The sequence below is a fragment of the Streptomyces sp. NPDC002851 genome (assembly GCF_053591935.1).
In genome coordinates this window covers 60,730-79,701 of sequence record NZ_JBSFUT010000040.1, presented here as the reverse complement: position 1 = coordinate 79,701, position 18,972 = coordinate 60,730, and the positions used below count along the sequence as shown (strand labels likewise).

17 protein-coding genes and 1 tRNA gene are annotated in these 18,972 nt (G+C 69.2%); 7 read left to right on the top strand and 11 right to left on the bottom strand.

What is annotated here, in order from left to right; all coding sequences use genetic code 11:
- Nucleotides 1-271 precede the first annotated feature (271 nt).
- Nucleotides 272-406 (bottom strand): hypothetical protein, encoded by a 135-nt coding sequence (locus ACWD10_RS31910; protein ID WP_451097143.1) that lies wholly within the window; start codon nucleotides 404-406, stop codon nucleotides 272-274.
- Between the two features lie 814 nt (nucleotides 407-1,220).
- Between ACWD10_RS31910 and ACWD10_RS31905 the strand changes: the two genes are divergently transcribed.
- The 3 genes from ACWD10_RS31905 (at nucleotide 1,221) to ACWD10_RS31895 (ending at nucleotide 3,891) form a co-directional block, all read left to right on the top strand.
- On the top strand, nucleotides 1,221-1,886 hold the full coding sequence (locus ACWD10_RS31905) for an excalibur calcium-binding domain-containing protein (RefSeq protein ID WP_451097142.1): 666 nt from the start codon (nucleotides 1,221-1,223) through the stop codon (nucleotides 1,884-1,886).
- Between the two features lie 386 nt (nucleotides 1,887-2,272).
- Nucleotides 2,273-2,719, top strand: a complete 447-nt coding sequence (locus tag ACWD10_RS31900; protein WP_451097141.1) for a DUF6228 family protein — start codon at nucleotides 2,273-2,275, stop codon at nucleotides 2,717-2,719.
- Between the two features lie 875 nt (nucleotides 2,720-3,594).
- Nucleotides 3,595-3,891: a hypothetical protein gene (locus tag ACWD10_RS31895; protein WP_451097140.1), complete on the top strand. Its 297-nt coding sequence runs from the start codon at nucleotides 3,595-3,597 to the stop codon at nucleotides 3,889-3,891.
- Nucleotides 3,892-4,065: 174 nt separating this feature from the next.
- Here ACWD10_RS31895 and ACWD10_RS31890 read toward each other — a convergent pair whose 3' ends face one another.
- The 3 genes from ACWD10_RS31890 to ACWD10_RS31880 all read right to left on the bottom strand — a co-directional run bounded on the left by ACWD10_RS31890 (nucleotide 4,066) and on the right by ACWD10_RS31880 (nucleotide 5,834).
- On the bottom strand, nucleotides 4,066-4,533 hold the full coding sequence (locus ACWD10_RS31890; RefSeq protein WP_451097139.1) for a hypothetical protein: 468 nt from the start codon (nucleotides 4,531-4,533) through the stop codon (nucleotides 4,066-4,068).
- A gap of 117 nt (nucleotides 4,534-4,650) precedes the next feature.
- Complete coding sequence (locus ACWD10_RS31885; RefSeq protein WP_451097138.1) at nucleotides 4,651-5,031, bottom strand: hypothetical protein; 381 nt, start codon at nucleotides 5,029-5,031, stop codon at nucleotides 4,651-4,653.
- Nucleotides 5,032-5,633: 602 nt separating this feature from the next.
- Nucleotides 5,634-5,834: a hypothetical protein gene (locus tag ACWD10_RS31880; protein ID WP_451097137.1), complete on the bottom strand. Its 201-nt coding sequence runs from the start codon at nucleotides 5,832-5,834 to the stop codon at nucleotides 5,634-5,636.
- Nucleotides 5,835-5,928: 94 nt separating this feature from the next.
- On the opposite strand from ACWD10_RS31880, the gene ACWD10_RS31875 reads away from it, so the two are divergent.
- Entirely contained in the window at nucleotides 5,929-6,078 is a 150-nt protein-coding gene (locus ACWD10_RS31875; RefSeq protein ID WP_451097136.1) for a hypothetical protein, read from the top strand.
- Nucleotides 6,079-6,465: 387 nt separating this feature from the next.
- On the top strand, nucleotides 6,466-8,157 hold the full coding sequence (locus ACWD10_RS31870) for a hypothetical protein (protein WP_451097135.1): 1,692 nt from the start codon (nucleotides 6,466-6,468) through the stop codon (nucleotides 8,155-8,157).
- A 199-nt stretch (nucleotides 8,158-8,356) separates the two neighbouring features.
- Here ACWD10_RS31870 and ACWD10_RS31865 read toward each other — a convergent pair whose 3' ends face one another.
- The 4 genes from ACWD10_RS31865 to ACWD10_RS31850 form a co-directional block, all read right to left on the bottom strand.
- The gene (locus tag ACWD10_RS31865) at nucleotides 8,357-9,685 is read right to left on the bottom strand and encodes a 7-cyano-7-deazaguanine synthase (protein WP_451097134.1); all 1,329 of its coding nucleotides are present in this window, start codon (nucleotides 9,683-9,685) and stop codon (nucleotides 8,357-8,359) included.
- Nucleotides 9,682-10,305, bottom strand: coding sequence for a hypothetical protein (locus tag ACWD10_RS31860; RefSeq protein ID WP_451097133.1), 624 nt, complete (start codon nucleotides 10,303-10,305; stop codon nucleotides 9,682-9,684). Before ACWD10_RS31860 ends, ACWD10_RS31865 begins: the two co-directional genes overlap by 4 nt.
- Nucleotides 10,306-11,050: 745 nt before the next feature.
- Nucleotides 11,051-12,568 (bottom strand): sensor histidine kinase, encoded by a 1,518-nt coding sequence (locus ACWD10_RS31855; protein WP_451097132.1) that lies wholly within the window; start codon nucleotides 12,566-12,568, stop codon nucleotides 11,051-11,053.
- A gap of 7 nt (nucleotides 12,569-12,575) precedes the next feature.
- Nucleotides 12,576-13,256 carry a response regulator transcription factor gene (locus ACWD10_RS31850; protein ID WP_451097131.1) on the bottom strand — a complete coding sequence of 227 codons (681 nt, stop codon included), beginning with the start codon at nucleotides 13,254-13,256 and terminating at the stop codon, nucleotides 12,576-12,578.
- Between the two features lie 96 nt (nucleotides 13,257-13,352).
- Here ACWD10_RS31850 and ACWD10_RS31845 point away from each other — a divergent pair, with 96 nt between their 5' ends.
- Both ACWD10_RS31845 and ACWD10_RS31840 read left to right on the top strand, forming a co-directional pair.
- On the top strand, nucleotides 13,353-14,108 hold the full coding sequence (locus tag ACWD10_RS31845; RefSeq protein ID WP_451097130.1) for a DUF2079 domain-containing protein: 756 nt from the start codon (nucleotides 13,353-13,355) through the stop codon (nucleotides 14,106-14,108).
- Entirely contained in the window at nucleotides 14,102-14,779 is a 678-nt protein-coding gene (locus ACWD10_RS31840; protein WP_451097147.1) for a DUF2079 domain-containing protein, read from the top strand. The genes ACWD10_RS31845 and ACWD10_RS31840 overlap by 7 nt, the downstream gene beginning before the upstream one ends.
- A 413-nt stretch (nucleotides 14,780-15,192) precedes the next feature.
- Here the strand turns inward: ACWD10_RS31840 and ACWD10_RS31835 are convergent, their stop codons facing one another.
- The 3 genes from ACWD10_RS31835 to ACWD10_RS31825 form a co-directional block, all read right to left on the bottom strand.
- Nucleotides 15,193-17,526 (bottom strand): hypothetical protein, encoded by a 2,334-nt coding sequence (locus tag ACWD10_RS31835; RefSeq protein ID WP_451097129.1) that lies wholly within the window; start codon nucleotides 17,524-17,526, stop codon nucleotides 15,193-15,195.
- Nucleotides 17,527-17,529: 3 nt separating this feature from the next.
- A tRNA-Pro gene (locus tag ACWD10_RS31830) sits at nucleotides 17,530-17,601 on the bottom strand.
- A gap of 972 nt (nucleotides 17,602-18,573) precedes the next feature.
- Nucleotides 18,574-18,972, bottom strand: a complete 399-nt coding sequence (locus ACWD10_RS31825) for a hypothetical protein (RefSeq protein ID WP_451097128.1) — start codon at nucleotides 18,970-18,972, stop codon at nucleotides 18,574-18,576.

Here is an 18,972-nt window from a genome sequence, read left to right as displayed (position 1 = left end):
CGTCGCCGAGCAGCCCGCCGCCGCACCGGCCGAGGAGCCGCAGGGCCGTACCGCCGCCGAAACCGCCCAGCGCATGGGCGCGTTCGCGCGCGGCATCGCGCCGTCCGGGTAGACACCCATCGAGCATGCGTTGCGGTACGTCCCAGCAACGATGCTCACGGCCGTACGCACGGCGTCGGACGCGTCATACCTGTACGCATCATGGCCGCAGGGTCATTGGACAGGATCGCGTCGACGCGGACCGTGAGGCGTGCGCCTTCCGCCGGGGCGCTCACCGTTCTCCCCAGGTGGTGTATCCGGTGGCAGGGATCTTGGTGAGTTGCTCTCGCAGGTACGCCGTCGTCCAGTCCAGGCCGAGCAGCGGCTCGCCATCGGCCTCGGCCACGGTGCGGAGTGCGATCCTCACATGCATGACGCGGTCGACGAGTACCCGGTCGTGCACCTCGGCGTCGCCGACGGTGGCAGGGTGCGGAATGTCGAGCGCCTCGAGGAGTTCCGCTGCAACGCGTAGCAGGTGCTGTAGCTCTTGATCGCGCGGCGGTCAGACACGCGGTCAGATGGGGGCGATCGGTTTCGGGTCGGTCCTGTCGCTGTTTCCGCCGCTGGTTTCCGCCCGGGTCGGCTGACTCCTCGTCACCTGTCGTTGTACGTGGTCCTCTTCACGCTTGCTGGATCGGTGGTGCCGGTCAGTATGCTGAGGACGCGTTCGAGGGCGGAATTCAGCGAACGCGAGGAACGGGCAACACGCAAGACCGAACCGTCTGCGGCGGCATGGATCCAGGTGTTTGCGTCGGACTCGGTCAACGTCGGCTCAACCGTCGTGCCCTCCGCTTCCGTGCCGGACAGGTCGACCTTGATGAGACACGCATAGCGTCACCGATCGAGATCTTCACCGCAGTCGCTTCCCTATCGGATCTGCTGGGCAGGCGGCATGTTCTCGGCCTTGGCTCCTGGAATCGTTCCGTTCACGATGTTGTCGTCCCTCCGCCACCTGCTGCCTGACCTCCATCGGCACGTTGTCATACGCCGCCTGTACGCGCGGGTACAGGCGGTGGTTCCCGCCGCTCTTGCTGCTTGAGTCGGTGAACGCCTGCCGATGCCTCGGTACGACGAGGCCGGCCGAACCTCCCGGCAGACTCCCGTGGAGGATCCACAGGCGATACGGAGACGGGCAGTGCACACTGAAGAGAGTGCACTGCCCGCTCAGTCAGGTGATGCCAATGAGCCGCACCCTCTTTGCATGCTGCGCTTTTCTCTTGGCAGGGACAGTGGCCGTGGCGAGTGGCTGTGGTTCCTCCGGTGAGGAGGACGCGGGGACGCCGGTTCCAACAGTCACCACAACTCGAACCGTCACATCGGAGCCAACCCCCTCCTCCACCCCGCCGAAGACGACTCCGCCGGACACGACCCCGCCGGAGACGACCGCCGTTCCCACTCGTGACGCCGCCGCCACCGTCGAGGCGTACTTCGCGGCCATCAACGCGCGCGACTACCGACGAGCGTGGGAGCTCGGAGGCAAGAATCTTGGCGGCTCTTACGAGTCCTTCAAAGCGGGATTCGCCGACACTGTCCACGACACGGTCCATATCGTCGATGTCCGAGGCGGCACGGTCATGGTCACTCTTGACGCTCTGCAGACGGACGGGAGCGTGCGGTCCTTCGAGGGCACGTACCGGGTCAGGAACGGGGTCATCGTCGACGCCGACATACGACGAAGCACGCAACCCACAGCGCCGGATGAACCCACCCGCTCTTATCCCCCGGGACCGCCTGCGGGCGTTCCTGACGTCGACTGCTCAGATCTCTCCGGCCCCGTCTGGGTCGGCCCCTCCGACCCCCACCGCCTCGACGACGACGGTGACGGAATCGGTTGCGACCTCAACTGAAACCACCCGGGTTCTGGGGAACTTCCGCCCATACGGCCTTGCCACTCGGTGGGTACGGGATGGTGCCCCAGCGGCCCCGGCCCCGGCCCCGTACGCCCAATGCCGCCTACACGGTCGACACGGTCAGCCGAAGGACCGCCACCGGCTCCGCCGCCCTCCGGGCGCGCGGCCGACCTCCTCGCCCGGCTGCGGCCGTCCTGCCGTCGGGGCCGGAACGGCGGAATCAACGGCGCTGCCATCTCCCACAGCCCATCCGGTACCAGGTCCCTCGCAAAATCCACAGCCACCGACGTGGGCGATCATGCCAGGGTGCAACCGAGCTCCGCGGTCAGCCGGCACAAGTGCGGCAATTGGCCGCTGAGCCCCACGACTTCTAGCCTGCTCGGATGATCGAAGACGGAGCCTCAGGCTGCCCTGTAGTACGCGTGGGAGACCCTGGACCGCGGCCGGTCAACTTGCTCTTCTCCGAGCTGACGAGACCGTTTGGGGATGACCCGACACTCGACTTCATCGTGAGAGCCCGCGGGCAATGGGTGAGCATCGAGACCTCGGTGCGGACATGGGACGGCGACGGTCTCGACACGTACCTCTCCGCACTGGCCGAGGACTTCCGGGGCTGGAACGGGGCGCGCACCTGGCGCTCCCTCGAACATGACCTCACCGTCTCGGCGGAGCACCGGCCCGGTGGCTACGTGCACCTGACCTGGGGAATCCATGACCGGCCGCCCTCCGAAGTGTGGCACTTCGCGACCACCACGGTGCACGCGGCCGGTGAGGAAATGCGCAACCTTGCCGCCGAGATCCATACGTTCCTCACAAGCACGGTCGAGTAGTCGGGCAACGAAATTTGGCTATCCGGTCGCCCCAGGCCAGGACATCACCACGTGAGACGACGCATCAGCTTGTTCTTTAAGCCCACCACGATGGTGCCCTTTCCAATCGGGTGCCTGAACTCTTAGGGCCGGGGGCCGGGGGGAGGGGCTGTCTAGGCGGTCTAGCCTGCCGGTGTGTGGAGAGAAGTCGCAGGTCAGGCAATTCCCTGAGGTCGAGTTCAGGTCGCCGGTTGATGCGGCCCGTGTGGTCGCTGCGGAGCAACGGCTGAGGCCCTCGCGAGCCGACATCTTCGTGTGGGAACACGAGGACGACAGTCGCCGCTGGGTCGCCCGGGACCTGCAGGACTACCTCGGCCGGTCTCTCGCGGATGAGGGCGACGACTGGTTCCAGTAGCTGATCGCACAAGCAACCGCTCTACGCCGATTTCGGGCTCGCACGGGTCTACCACGCAAATAGTTCGCCACGATCGCATCGATCTGATCGCGGTGCCGCCGCTCCAGAGCTGCCGACCCACGGCTCCTGAAGTACGCGGCGGCCCGGGTGTCCAGGGCCTTGACCGCGAGGAAGCCGCGTCGTCGGTACGGGGAAGCCCGGCTGGGCCTTGCCGGGCATGTCGGGCACGACCGCCAGCAGCATCAGCACCCTGCAAGCCGGTTGTCGGCAGCCACCCCCGACGGCTCCAACCAGGCGCTCACGCACACCCGTTGCCCGGTAGTGATCGAAGGTCTCCTCGCACACGGCTGCACTGAGCCTCGCCCTGGACAGTGATCCGGCGCGTCGCAGGGTGTTTTGGGGGTATTTCATACTAATCTCCCCTAAGCGTACTAAGTCGATCTCCAGCAGATCGCGTTCACCTCACTCCACCGGAGATGACATGCACAAGCTTCGCAAGGCTGCCGTCCTGGTCGCTGCTCTCAGCACCGTCGGACTCCTGAGTGCCGGCACTGCCCACGCCCAGGGGGGTAGGGACGGCGGCGGCCACGGCCAGGGTCGCGTCGACATCAAGCAGAGCTCCAACTGCAAGTCGCACGACCTGAATCTCGACGTCCTCGGCCAGGTCGGCCTCCTCAACGGCCTGCTGGGCAACGGGCTCAACGGCGAGGGCAACGCCGGCTCGCAGGACACCCACCTCGGTTCGAGCATGGGCTGCGACAGCAGCGTCGGCAAGTAAGTCAGAGCCTTCCTCGGTGCCCCGGTCACAGGCCGGGGCACCGAGGTGTTTTATATCGTCGGAAAGCCCTGTCCATACCGTCGAGGTACGGAATAGTTCCGGTCGAACGTCATCCCAGAAAACCGAAATGCCGGACCGGGAGCGGATCCCGGTCCGGCATTCGCCGATCGCGCCTCAGAACGCGAAGTGCGGCCGCTTGAAGCCCTTGGGCAGCTGCACCTTGTTGGAGCAGTCCATAATCGGCTCGATCTTCTTGGCCCCCGTGCTCAGCGCGTTGTCGTTGGGCAACGGCAAGTGCGGCCGGCTGGTCGTCGCGCATTCCTGTGTCTGCTTGATGACATACCTGCCGTGCTTGTCGGTGTGGACGGTCTTGCTCTGGCGCATGCAGGTGGTTTCACTCATGGCGGAGGTCTTGCCGTTGAGGGTGTTGACCAGCTCACCGTTGAGTAGCCCGAGCTGATCCGGGACATGGACGTCCAGATCGTGCGACTTGCATGCGGTGCCTACGGTGTTCTGACGGATGTCGATGCGCCTGTTGTGGCGCTCCGAGGCGATGTGCGACGCGATGGTCCGCGAGGCGACCGATTTGCTGGGCCGAGCAGCTTGCTGGGCCGAGCAGCGCGCGGGCTGCGGTGCGACCACCTGCGTAACGGCCTATGGGGCCCACTGCGGTGTGGAGTACGGAGCCCCCTGCCCCACGACCGCTGCGGCTACGACCGCAGCCCGCTGAATCTTGCGCATCGAGCCCTCGGCGCTTCTTTACTGCGGCGCGCCCTGGGCCGGGGCCGGCTGGGGCGCACCCTGGGCCGGGGCCGGCTGCGTCGTGCCCTGAACCTGAGCCGGCTGCGGCGCAGCCTGAGCGGGCTGCGGGTCGGCCTGCGGGTCGGCCTGCGGGGCGGCCTGAGCCTGCTCCGGCGTGAGGTTGACACCGGCCTCCGGCGCGAACCACGGAGCCGATTCCGGGCCGGAGTGGGGCTGACCGTGCGGACCGCCCGAGCTGGCCATGGCGTTGGCTTGCGAGGAAGCAATCGCGACGACCCCATCGTCGTGACCGCCGCTGGCGAAGCTGACGCCGGCGCCGAGGGTGGACAGCCCTGCGACCGCTGCGGCTACAACTGCGGCCCGCTGAAACTTACGCATGTTTTGACCCTTTCTGAGTTGGGCGTGAAGCCCTGGCTTGACTACTTACTGTGATCCTATATACGCACATGGTAGTCATTTGTCTTGGGTCTATTCATGTGCGTGTCGGCTGGTGGCAAGGAACTCCTCCGTCCGCCTCGCCGTGGACTCGAAGGGGGACGAGGGGGCTCGTGAGGCGGCCGGTCGTGGACTCACCGTTCTCCCCGGAAGTCTCGTCTGTTACGTGGGGCCGTTAAAGAGGCGGGCGTGTGAGCCACCGGTGTCGGGGGAGGGGACAGTCTTGCGGCCAGTTCGGAGGCTGTCTCTGTGTCTGCCTCGCACAAGTGGGTTTCGAGGACGCTGAGTTGGGGTGGGGTACGGGTCCAGGTACGCGGGTCGGTGGTGATGCCCGCCTGTTCGTGCACGGCGAGGCGTACGTACTCGTCTTCCCGGTCGATGACCGAGGCCGCGACGCCGGTGAACAGCAGCCTCAGTAGCTCGAGTTTGATCAGAGACGACTAACCGGCGCCGGAGCGGGCGAGGGTGATCGAGTTGTAGTTGTCCTGCGCGAAGCGGTCCCACAGCACCGGGGTTCCGGAGAGAGCGTTCAGCCCGTACCGGACTCATGTGGGCTTGCCCTCGGGGCCGGTGGGCCGGGGGGGGGAGAGGTCGGGGCTGGTAAAGCGGAAGCAGGCCGCGAGTGCCGCGGTGTCGAAGGTGCGGCGGATCTTCAGCGTGTCGATGCCGAGCGGCAGGGTGGCCAGCCAGCACGGCAGCGCCAGGTACATGGTCGGCGCGACGGACATGAGCAGCGACTCGGCCACCGCCCGCACAGCGGCGACCTGTTCGGCGAGGGTGTCCTCGTCCGGGCGTGGAAGGTCGGGTAGTCCGGGCGTGGAAGGTCAGGTAGAGGGAGACGTGGAATGGCTTTCCCTCGCCAGGGGCGCGGCGGTAGGCGAGGTCGGCCGCGTCCGCCGCCGCGGCCTCCCCCTCCGGGTCGTCGAGCTGTCCCTGCTCGAAACCGGTGCGGCGGCCGGACTCCAGGCGGGCGGGCGCGCTGCTTCTTGAGCCCGGCCGCGGCGACCGAGTTGGGATGGGGTCGGTGTGCACGGCGATGTCGAGATGCCCGGGGAAGTTCAACAGCGGGGCAAGCCAGCCGGGGGTGGCCTCGGCCGGGCAACCGGTGACCACCAGGATGGATCAGCCACTTGTCCTGGTCGAAACCTTGTGACTTTCCTCTGGCGCTATTGGGAGTCCAAATCGCTATTGGGAGTCCAAATGGAGTCCAAGGCATTGACGCCATCGCAGCACATCGATGTCGGCGCGCTAGGCGATGTGTCCGGAGAGGGGACGTAGCTGCTGAACAAGGCGGCTCGTGTTCGGAGCGGGTGGTGGTACCGGGGTGGTATGTCTACGGGGAGGGGAAGGGGCACCCGGCTCGGTAAGGAACGGCACATGGACTACTACGACCTCGGCGCACACAACCGCCCCGTGACGACCTCTGACCCGCGGGCCCAAATGTGGTTCGACCGCGGCCTTGTGTGGACGTACGCCTTCAACCACGAGGAGGCCGTCACCTGCTTCGAAGCCGCTGCGGCGGCCGACCCCGAGTGCGCCATGGCCCACTGGGGCGTCGCCTATGCCCTTGGCCCCAACTACAACAAGCCCTGGGAGTTCTTCGACGACCAGGATCTGGCAAGGACCGTCGATCGTGCCCATGCCGCAGTCGACCGCGCGCGTGAGGCGGCGGCGAAGGCCGCTCCCGTAGAGCGTGCTCTCATCGACGCCCTGAGTGCCCGTTACCCGCAGGCGGAGCCCGCCGAGGACTGCTCGGTGTGGAACGAGCCCTACGCCGAGCGCATGCGCGTCGCCTACGAACTCGCCCCCGACGATCTCGACCTCGCCACCCTGTACGCCGACGCGCTGATGAACCTCACTCCCTGGCAGCTGTGGGACCTACGCACCGGCGCACCCGCCCAAGGCGCCCGCACCCTTGAGGCCAAGGCCGTCCTCGACCGCGCGCTCGCCACCGAGGCCGGGCGGCGCCATCCGGGCGTGCTGCACCTGTATATCCACCTGATGGAGATGTCCCCGACCCCCGAGGCGGCCCTGCCGGTCGCCGATCGTCTGCGTGGCTTGGTTCCGGACGCCGGGCATCTGCACCACATGCCCTCACACCTGGAGGTGCTCTGCGGCGACTACCGCCGTGTCGTCTCCGACAACGACACCGCCATCGCCGTCGACGAGAAGTACCGCGCGCGGGCCGGAGCGATGAACTTCTACACGCTGTACCGGTCCCACAACCACCACTTCAGGATCTACGGTGCGATGTTCCTCGGCGCCTCCGGTGCTGCCCTGGAAGCCGCCGCACGGCTGGAGGAGTCCATCCCGGAGGACCTGCTGCGCGTGCAGAGCCCGCCGATGGCTGACTGGCTCGAGGCCTTCCTCGCCATGCGCGTCCACGTACTGATCCGCTTCGGTCGCTGGGCCGACATCCTGGAGCTGGCGCTGCCCGCCGACCCTCAGCTCTACAGCGTGACGACCGCGATGGTGCACTACGCCCGAGGCGTCGCGCTCTCCGCGACCGGCCGCATCGCCGAGGCCGAGACAGAACGCCGGCTGTTCCGTGAGGCGACCGCCCGCGTCCCCTCCACCCGCATGCTGTTCAACAACACCTGTGCCGACATCCTCGCCATCGCTTCCGCGATGCTCGACGGTGAGCTGGAGTACCGCAAAGGCAACGTCGACGACGCCTTCGCGGCGCTTGAGCACTCGATCGATCTGGACGACAACCTCCCCTACGACGAGCCCTGGGGATGGATGCAGCCCACCCGCCACGCCTACGGCGCCCTGCTCCTGGAACAGGGCCGTGTCGCTCAGGCCGAGGCGGTGTACCGGGCCGACCTGGGGCTCGACGGCACTCTGCCCCGCGCACTGCAGCATCCCGGCAATGTCTGGGCTCTGCACGGGCTCCACGAGTGCCTCGAACGCCAGGGCAAGACCGGAGAGGCACAGATCATCGGGCAACAACTGAAGATCGCCGCCGCGCTGGCGGACGTACCCATCGAGGCCTCTTGCTTCTGCCGCCTGGAGGCGGTATCAGCCGCCGCCGAGCGGGATGGCGGGTGCTGCGACTCACGCCACTGACCGGGGGACCGACCGCTCCTCCATGCACGGACTACGGACTGGGGGCAGTCTCACTGAAACCGCAGTAGTCGGTGGGTTGCGTCGCCTGTCGAGGCGCTGTTGGAGACCGGCGACAATACCCCTATGGGTGGGGCCTTTTGACGTGGGGTGTCGCCGAGGCGGGCGGGTCGCGTCGGTACACGTCCCCGGGGACACCCCGTCAAGCGACCCGCCGTCCGCCGGGAGCCGAAGCGACCAGACCTCTCAGTTCCACCCGTCCCCGCTCCACCACCGCAAGCAGTTCTCCCGCCCGTGCGTTCGCCGGTAGCGGGGTGTCGGCCACCAGGTCGAGCACGGTGACCGGGGTATCCAGCCAGCGCCGTAAGGCATACCAGTGCTCGGCCTGCTTCGGGCTCAGCGAGGGATCCCAGGGGGCGGCGGCGTAGGAGGTGTGGTCCTCGCCGTAGGCGTGCAGCAGGCCGGATCGGCGGATCAGGCAGGGGAAGCAGAGGCCGCAGTGGGCGAGGGCGGGCTTGCCCCGCTGGCGGGCCGGGGGAGTGCCACAGCTCAGCGTGGCCGCCACGACCTGCTGGTCCACACCGGAGTCGCGAGCGACGGTGCACACTTCGCCCTTGGTGAGCGAAGCGAAGGGGTTCTCGACCCGGATCGGGTGCTCGTGGGCGTGTGTGGTCTCGGAGATCTCGGCGATGATCCGGTTGAGTTGGTGCAGGGTCCACGGATGCACGGAACGCGTCGAGCAGGCACCGGAGCGAGCCGCCGACAAGGGCGGATTCAGAGCGAGTTGGCCGTTCTCGGGGACGTGTACGACAGGGATTCCCTCTGCTGCGGCGGCGTGCACCGCCGCTGTCGCGTACAGCAGGCCTCGCGAGCGGGTGGAGCGCTCGAGTCCGAACCCGACGCTCCTTGGTGCACGCACGGTCTGGCTCTGGCCGAGCCTGCGTAACGGACGCTCGCCGAGGCGGCGTAGTGCGTCGTACACCGCGTCCTGGTTCGCCTCGAAGTTGCGTTCCTCGAAGCTGATCAGGAGCAGCGCGTGCGGACTGCGGACGGTGGCGCGCTGAGCGGCCCAGCCCAGCGAGTCGAGGCCGCCGGAGAAGAGCGTCACTTCGCGTGCGTATTCCTCGGGCCCGAAGGGCAGCGGGCGGAATCTGGGCAACTCCGTGGGGTCGAAAGGCCGGAACTCGACCTCCCAGTGGTCCCCGGTCACCGTCGTCAGGAGGGCGCGGAGATGGGGCAGGGCACGGACCCACGCCGCGGGATCGGACACCGGGACAGAGAGGTGGATGCGTCGGGTCCACCGGTCGAAGGCCGCTGCGCGGCGGGTACAGCGGTCGGCCGCGAAGACGGCTCGCGCCACGCGTTGCAGATCGTCCGCCCAGTCCGGAGCGGCGGCGAGGAGCTGGCGGCGGTCCGGGGCGCGTGCGGGGGATTCCCAGTAGACGGCGTCGGACAGTGCTTGCCACGGCGCTGGGGGAGAGGTGGCGCCGGGGTGAGAGAGCCAGAAGTGGCATACCGCTGCTTCGGTCATGCGGCTGGTTCCTCCCTGCTCGGTGCCTCACTACTCAGCGCGCTGTCCGTCTTGGCGAGCAGGCCCAGCGCTGAGTCCGCCGCCCGGGGGACCAGGCCTCGTGCGACCGCCGCGAGAGTGCCGACAGCAAGGCCCTCCTCATCAGACGCAACGCCTTCGGTGGCCGCCTCGGCCGCCTCGGCCGCCTCGGCCGTCTCGGCGAGCTCTGCGGCTTCCTCACAGGGATTGGGGAGCAGGCGCAGGACCCGCTCGGCGACCCAGTCGGCGATGTGATCTTCGGGGTCGGCCAGCGGTAGGACCGGAACCACCAGCTTGACCTTCTCGGCGATGACGATGCGCAGAAACTCGGCCACCGTGTCAGCGAAGAACCACTGGTACAGCAGGCAGAGCAGGTCACCCGACCAGCCTCGGTCACCGGGTGCCAGCACCTCGGGATGTGTGTCCAGGAGGCGCTGCATCGAGGTGGCCGCCGCCCGTCGTACTGCCGCGTCCGCGATGGTGCCACCCTCGCCGCCCACGGCAGACGTGAAGCGTGCGATGAGCGCGGTGCGGTCCACGTCTGATGACTCGTTCAGCTCCAGGAGCGGAACGGCCCCGGGGGCAGAAGTGAGCGTGTCCATGGCGGACACCAGGCGCTCGCCGGCCGCACACGCCGCTTCGTACAGTCCGAAAGCCGACGGGTCCTCACGCAGGGTCCGGTGCAGTACGTCCAAGTGGTCCGCGGCGATGGTGTCAAGTGCATCCGACGCATACGGTCGTCCCGGTCGCCAGGCGGACAAACGGCGGCTCGCCCGGCTCCAGTCTCCCGCGGTGGTCCCCGAGCGCCCGCCAGGCCCCGGCCAGCGCGACGACGTGCCCATGCCCACCCCCGGTCATCGTGCGGCGACGCCATCGCGACCCTGCGCGCCTGGTGTCCTCCTCCCAGGGGAACAACCAGGTGGTGAGGGCGGTAGGGCGAGACTCGGCCACGTATGACCGCCCGCGCGCCCGAACTGCTCAACGTCCTGGCCGACTTCTCTGGCGCGCTGCGGTGCGCACACGCCGACCTCAAATGTCGGACCAAGCGCACCGTGGGGCAGATGACTTCAGGACGTCCGGGGGAGATGTTCCCTGCACTCAGCAGCGAATCCCTTCGCGACGGCTTCCCTCCACCCTCCGGGCATGCCCGCAACGTGCCTGTTCTGCTGGGCCGTTGGGCCGATGTCCGCCGAACCCACCCTGTGCGTCGCCTGGTGTGGCCAAAACGGGCTTTGGGGGGGGCGTCGCAGGGCCTTTCGCTCTGGCCTCGCGCCGTATCGGCTTGGCGGCGTGGGCCGACATGGCGAGAATGTCGCAGGGGTGCGTGCCGCGCGGCCGTCGCACGCCTCATGCTTGGCGTGCCGATGTGCGGAAGTCCGCGACCAGGTGGGCGCCGGGTCCGTCGGCTACGGTCAGGGTGCCGCCGTGGCGGGCCGCGATGTCCCGTGCGATGGGCAGGCCGAGTCCCGCGCCACCGTCCGCACGGGTGCGGGCTTCGTCGAGGCGCGTGAACCGTTCGAAGACCCGGTCGCGGTCGGGCTGCGGGATGCCGGGGCCGTCATCGGATACCTCCACGAGCACCCTCGCCCTGTCCAGTGCCGCTCGGACCTGTACGCGGATGTGGGCGGTCGCGTGCCGGCAGGCGTTGTCGAGGAGGTTCCGCAGCATGCGCTCCAGTTGGCTCGCGTCGCCGACAACGATGGCTGGGCCCGCCGCTTCGTACCTCAGAAATCGATCGCGTGCGGCGGGCAGATGCTGGTATTCGCGCACCAAGTCCTCGGCCAGTGCGGCCAGATCGACCGGCTCGGCGCGTGCCGTTGAGTGTGCGGATCCGTCCAGACGGGAGAGCAGCAACAGATCGTCGGCGAGTCGTTGCAGGCGTACGACGTCGAACAGGGCGGTGTCGACGACGTTCTGCCACTCGACGCCCTCGGGGTGGCGCAGTGCGGATTCCAGTTGTGCGCGCAAAGCGGCGAGCGGGCTGCGCAGTTCGTGGGAGGCGTCGGCGACGAGTCGGTGCTGACGGGCGGATGCCTGCTCGAGGCGGTCGAGGGTGTCGTTCATGGTCACCGCGAGTCGGGCGATGGCGTCGGAGGAGGGCGGGACGGGGACGCGCTGGTGGAGTGAGTGGCTGGTGATGTGGGCGAGTTGGCGCCGGATGGCTTCGACGCGGTGGAGGGGGCGGGCGGCCACAAAGTTGACCAGGAGGTCCGTCAGGAGCGCGGTGGCGGGGATGCAGAGGGCGAGTGCTGTTCTGTACGAGTCGAATGGCCCCTCCTCCAGGATGTCGGGCGGCTTGACGCGGTACGCGGCCACAACGACGGCGGCCGTGATCCCCGATGCCAGCACGGTGAGCCGGGTCTTGAGGGGGAACGGCCCCATGTCGTTGCCGAGTGCCAGCCACACCACCGCGCCGACGGCGAGCGCGCCCAGTGGTGCCCCGGTCACCGACCAGCGGACCGCGGCGTCTGCCACGGCCGGGGGCTCGGCGAAGTCGTGCGCGAGGACCCACCTCAGAAACGCGAAGTGCAGCAGGCCGGCCGCAACCGCGGCCGCGGCCATGGCGCCGAGCCGGACAAGGGGGCGCCGCCCCGTACACGCCATCCCGCACACGACGGCGCAGCCGATCGGGACGAGCAGGAACCACCAGCGCGGCCAGTCCACCCGGACCAGCGCCGCGGTGATGAGGCCAGGATCAGCGTCCTGCGGTGTTCCTGCCCGGGCACCGGCGTACGCCAGCCACGCGGCGGCCGCGCAGATGCAGAGCCAGACGGTCAGAGCAGTGGCCCAGGCCGCGCGCGGCGGCCGGAAGCTGAAGCCCGGGCGCAGGCCGGGCCGTGTGCCGGGCGTGCCCGACTCTGACACGCGCGCCTTACTCGTAGTCGACTTCACGGATCCGATAGCCCCCTCCCCGGACGGTTTCGATCGTGTCGGTCCCGAACGGCCCGTCGATCTTCCGCCGTACCGCGCTGATATAGACCTGAACGATGTTCGGATCGCCGGTGAAGTCCGCCGACCAGACCTCGTCGAGGAGGTCGTACTTCGTGACCACCTCGCCCCGGCGCTGGAGCAGGCTCTGCAGCAGCGCGAACTCCTTCGGAGTCAGGGCGAGTTGGGAGGCGCCCCGTCCGCAGGCGCGTTGAGCCGGGTCGAGCCACAGATCACCGCAGTGCAGCACCGTAGGGAGGCGGGCGGTGCCGCGGCGCAGCAGCGCCCGGAGCCGGGCCTCCAGAACAACGTAGGAGAAGGGTTTGACCAAGTAGTCGTCTGCTCTGGTATCGAGGCCCTCGGCCTCGTCGTACTCGCCGTTCTTCGCGGTCAGCATCAGGACCGGGGTGTCGATTCCGTCCGCGCGCAGCCGGGAGCAGACCTGGTAGCCGTTGAGTCCCGGCAGCATGATGTCGAGCACGATCGCCTGGTAGCGGTGCTCTCGGGCGAGATGCAGTCCCGTCACGCCGTCGTGAGCCAGATCCACCGCGTAACCGATGGCCGCCAGGCCCCTTTTCAGGGAATCGGCGAGATGCTCCTCGTCCTCGATCACCAGCAGTCGCATACGGTCGAGTATTGCCCAGCCCGGTCGTTGGCCGACTGAGGATTTCCTCAGGGTCTTTCAGCGGATCCTCAGCGGTGACCGATCAGGGTGCGGCGCATGCCGCACCCTTCCACCCTCGACCAGACCGCCCGTTCTGCTGCGGGCTCGGCCACGGTGGCACGGCCCGCTCGGGACGTACGAGGCCACCTGTCACGCGCCCGGCACCCCGCCGCCGTCCCTGTCCTGTTGTCCCTGGCCGTCTTCACCGCGTACGCCCTGCTGTCACTGCGCGAGCACGCCCGCTTCGGCACGACCGGCTACGACCTCGGGATCTTCGGCCAGGCCGTCCGCGCCATGGCCGAACTGCGCCCTCCCGCCTCCGAGATACGCACGGCCACCGCACCGGACAGCTTCACCGGGAGCGCCTATCCCTTGCTCGGGGACCACTTCCACCCCGTCCTGGCCCTGCTCGCACCGCTGTACGCACTCGTGCCCCGGGTCGAGACCCTGCTGCTCGCACAGTCCGCGCTCGTGGCGACATCCACGTATGTCGTCGCGCGTACGGCCGCCCGCCATCTGCGACAGCCCTTCACACCTGCCCTGATCGGAGCGGCGTACGGACTGTCCTGGGGACTGCAGCAGTTGGTGGCCTTCGACTTCCACGAGGTCGCGTTCGCCGTACCGCTGCTCGCCCTCGCCTGCGCAGCACTCCTCGACGGCCGCTGGACCCCGGCCGCCTGGTGGGCCGGCGCGCTGCTGTTCGTGAAGGAGGACCTCGGCGCCACGACCGCCGTCTTCGGCTTGCTGCTCGCCCGGCACCACCGCCGAGCCGGTCTCACCCTGACCGTGACCGCCACGGCCGAACTCTGCTGATCCTGTACGGTGCCCTGCCGGCCCTCGCGCCAGACGGCCGGTACGGATACTTCGGGCAGCACCAGCCGAACGGACTCCTCGACGGGCTCGACACGAAAGCGACCACCCTCGCCGCCCTGGTCGCCGTCACCGGCGGACTCGTGCTCCGCAGCCCACTCGCCCTGCTGCTCCTGCCCACGCTCGCCTGGCGCCTCACCTCACCCAACCCGGCCTACTGGGGCACCCAACTGCACTACTCCGCCGTCCTGATGCCCATCGCCTTCACGGCACTCATCGACGCGCTGCGCCGTGGCGCGCGGCTCCCGGCGTACGTACCCCTGCTCGTCGCCGTCCTGCTGCTGCCCGCCCAGCCTCTGCGCGACCTGGCACGCCCCGGCTTCTGGTACGACGGACCGCGCCAGCACGCCGCCCGTGCCGCCCTGGACCTCATCCCGTCCGGGGCGCGGGTGGCCGCGAGCAACGGCCTCGCCCCACACCTGACCGACCGCGCCACGGTCTATCTGGCTGTCGAGCGAACGCTCGTCACCCGGCCCGATGTGGACTGGATCGTGGCCGAGTTGGGCGACGAGTTCCCGCCGGGGCAGGCAACCGCCGTTGTCCAGCAGGCTGAGGCTGCAGGATGGGAGCGGGTGTACCAGAGGCAGGGCCTGGTGGTGCTGCGGCGGAGGTGAGCATGCCCCCGCACTCGTCGGGCCCGTCGCCGAGTCCACCCAACGACGACAGCGGAGGGGGATACGTCGGCGTTCCGTATCAGTGCTGATCCTCTGACTGTGGCCGCACCTCTGGGAGGCTGCCACGAACTGCTCCTCATGACGGCCGATCCGGTAAATGCCGGATACCCGCCAGTAGAGGTCACCTCACCCATGCGCTGGGCCTGCTCGACGAGTTGGGCGTAAGCGTTGCGTCGCCGCGTCTCGCGTGGTCGTTCGGTCCGCTGAACGCTCGCCGTGGCATCGGCCCGTATTCGGGCAGCCCGAGCGGTGCCTCGACTCGTCACCCAGCTGGCAAGAACACCAGTGCCAGCGGTCAATGAAGCAATCCACAGTGAGTTGTCCGCCGTGCTGCTCAGTATCGTGAATTGTGGTCAGCGGGGAGCAGGGCCGCGGCCCAGGTCAAGGAACCAGTGCCGCCCCGTCGTCCACCCGAGGAACCGGCGCGCACGGCCGGAGCCCGCGGTTCCGTCGGCCGTGCCGTCTTCGCCGAACGAGCCGCCCCCGACGACGAGTCGCAGCCCTGCCAAGGCCGGAGTGAGCCGGTCCGCGACATGCCACGGCTGCCCGGCGAGTTCCTCGTCGAACCCGTCGAGCAGCGCGGTCTGCTCGGCCGGTTCGCACAGGGACAGGTGGAAGAGCAGCTGTCGCCAGGCGTACGCGGCGTCCTTGACCGTGGACAAGGGGCGCGGGTTGTGGTGCACCCGGGCGGTCAGGCGGCACACCGTGGCGAAGCAGCGCCGCGCCAGGTCGGCGGGGCCCGGCCGTGGCGTGATGCCCACTCGGGCGACCAGGACGGCCAGGTTGTGCGTGGTGAGGATCTGCGCCTGCTCGATCACCGCACCGTTGGCGGCGGTCGAACCGTGCGGCGCCACCCCGGCCCGCTCGGCGCACAGCCGCGCGAACCCCGGCGAGGTGCGCGCCCGGTACCCGCGGGTCAGCGCGGAGCCCGCCTCGACGACCGCGAGGTTGCGCAGCGCCGGGTAGTCGATGCCGTAATAGCGGGCGTACAGCGTGCCGTCGAGCAGTTCCCCCGCGACGCGCGCGGCGGCCAGGAACTTCGGCGTGAACGTGCCCATGAAGATGTCCGCCGCCAGCTCCTCCACCAGCGGCGCGGCAAGCTCCGACTGCCGTACCAGTACGTCGAGTTCACGGATGAGCGGATTCGGGAGCAGGGTGCCCGGGAACGCCTGCACGGCCAGCTCGCCGAGGTCGCGCGCCGTGGTGACCGCGCTGTCGAGGACCGCGGGGCCGTCCCGGTGCCCAGCGACCGCACGGACCCACGGCAGCTCGTCGATCCGTACCTGCCGCTCCAGGTTGAGCAGGAGCAGCGAACGGCGGTTGCGGAAGGCTCGGTACTGCGCGGCCATCAGCGTGCGCAGCGGCTCGTCGGCGTACGCCTGCGCGGTGGTCACGGCCACGAGCTGCGGCACGAGCTCGGCGAGTACCTCGGCGGAAGGCACCACACCGCGCTCCACCAGGGTGCCCACGGGCGCGCTCAGGGCGGCCTCGATGATCCCGGCCAGGGCGGGCGGCAGCGCTGAGCCCTCGGGCACCCCGGAGTTGTGCTGCTCCTGCCGGGTCACCGGGGCGACGAGCGGGCCGGTGTCGGCGGCGCCGCTCTCCTGCGGCAGCACGGACAGGCGGCGCAGCAGGAGCTGGGCCAGGGTGTGGTGCGAGGGCAGCGCCGCCTGCGCGGCCTGCAGCTCGCGCAGCGCCGTGTGCCGCACGGACCCGGGCATGCCCCGCTTGCGGACCATCCCGTCGACCGCGCACCGCAGCAGCCCGAGCCAGCGCGCACTCAGGGCCCGCCCGGCGACGGTCTCCCCCAGGGCGCCGCGCAGGATGCCCAGGTTCTGCTTCGGATCACGGTGCTTGCCGCAGCGGGTGTGCTCGGCCGCCAACACACGGTACTCACACAGGAGTTCAGCGCCCTCGGCGTACCACTCGGCGTCGGGCTCGACCGCCAGGACCCGCCCGTCGACAGCCGTGCGAAGCCAGTGCGCGAGCAGCCGGTCCGCGAACGGCTGCCACACGGCGAGCGCCTCGCGCTGCGCCTCCACGGCCGTGTTGGGGCTACGCCGGGCAAGCCTGCGCCCGGCATCACCGACCGTCGTACGGTGGACGGCAACGGCACCAGGCGCCGGCGCGGCCGCGGGCCGCGGCAGGAACCGCAGCCGGTCCGCGAACGGCTCGAGCACGCCGACCAGCTCGGCCGCCTCCCGCACCTCACCGGCCCGCACCAGCCACGCCACGGTGAGCAGCGCGCCCTCCTCTGGCACAGTCAGCTCGTAGCGGCCGTTGTCCAGGAGTGCGCAGAGCCGGGCCAGGCCGGGTTCGGTGAGGCTGTACGCGAACAGGGCACTGCGCTCCTCCGGTACGCCGGCCGCGCGCGCCGCCTCGATCTCGTACGGCTGCAGCGGGCCGCCCGCGCTCGCGGCCGTGGTGGCGAAGCCACCGCGCACGACCTCGGGCGTCACCCAGGCGGGCAGGTCCCGCACCGGGGTACGCGAGCCAACGCGCAGCCGCCCGTCGGCCATGCCCGCGAGCACGGCACGCCACTGCTCGACCCGGTTTCCGGCGCGGCGCCGGGTCTCGTCATCCTCGTGGATCAGTGCGGTGGTGAAGGCCCGAGCCAACTGCCCCAGGGCGTAGCCGGGGGCCGCGGTGGGAAGCTGCTGCGGAGTGCTCTCACGGTTCTCATCCATAAGCCGGCATGGCAGGTTCTGCCCCTGCGCCCTCCGGGTCCCAAGCCCGGTGCTCTGCTGCTGAGCTACACGCCGTCGCCCCTGACGGTAAGCGAGCGAACGAGCGTGGCACCAACGGATTTTCGACCAGGGCCGCTTGTAGCTGGGAGGTGTCTGGTGACGGAGTGATGTCGACTGCGGCCGTTCGCCGCTCTCGCCGAGGTACGCATGTGCGTACGTCCAGGCCGGTGCCGACATCGCCGAGTCACCCATGAACATCACGCTGCCCGTGCGGACGGCCGCCCCTACCTCTGGCCGTACTCTGCCGGGCACCGCAGCACTGGCGGATGAGCTCTGGCGTAAGTGGTCCGCCGTCCGATGCGGTCACGAGGGCCCGGAGCTCGGCGGACGCCGCAGCAGCGCGCAACGGTTCGGGGAAGCAGGCGGCGGCCCACCGGGGTTGGGCGATGCCCTCGACCGCGTCAGGACTGGCGGCCAGGTGGTCCGCGGTCGACCCGCCAGATGCGGCTGCTCCGGTACGGGCACAGACCAAGTCCGCGGGCAGAGTGAGCGGTTCAGCCGCGGAGGCGAGCGCGAGGAAGGACTCCTCCAACGCCATCAGCGGCGAACGGCCCCCCGCCCGGTTACGGGTGGTACGGCGAGCGGCAAGGTGAGAGAAGTGGTGGTGCATGGCACAACTCCTTGCGGGAAGGCAGCGAACGTGTCACTGCCGCCCCTTCTGCCAGGCAGCCGTACCACCACCGAACCAGCCCGGGCCACGGCCGGACCATATGCGGCCCACTGGCCCAGCACGCGCGACGGCCCGCCACCGGTCCACCACCGCCCACCAGCAGCGATCACACACCGAGGGGGCGGCCGGGTTCGAACACGAAGAAATCTTCCCTGTACCGCAGAAGGGAAGAAGGCCGTTTCACTGTCCCGTGACACTGAACCTTGATGGCTTGCCACTGAAGGTTGCCCAGTAAGGCGAGGCCCGTGGATGGTCTCGTAACCCCCAGGTGCCAAGCGTGCGGAACGACGCGCTGCGTAAGATCCGACGGCGGCAGCTCAGTCGGGCGAAGCCGCGTGGCGGCGCGTGACCACCTCATCGAAGATGCTCCAGCCGTCGATTTCCTCGATCACGGGATCATCGGCACGCCAGCCCTGGCTCAAGGCAGCGTCCAGCAAGGCCCTGACGGTGCCTGGCTCATGCAGGTTCAAGGTTCTGCCGAGGGCTGTGCCGATGGCTCCGGACGGCATGAGGTACCCGTCCGGGACAAGTCGGTTGGCCCCTGCCCGGAAGGCGATACGGACGCGCCCCCTCGCGTTGAACCGGCGTATGACGAGGGTTTCGCAGCAGTCTTCGTACTGGCCGTTGCCCAGCGCGCGGTGGGTATGGCTCAAAGACCAGAGGAAGGTCTCTCCCTCGACCACGAGACGCCGTGCCCTCTTGCCGCTACGAGCCAT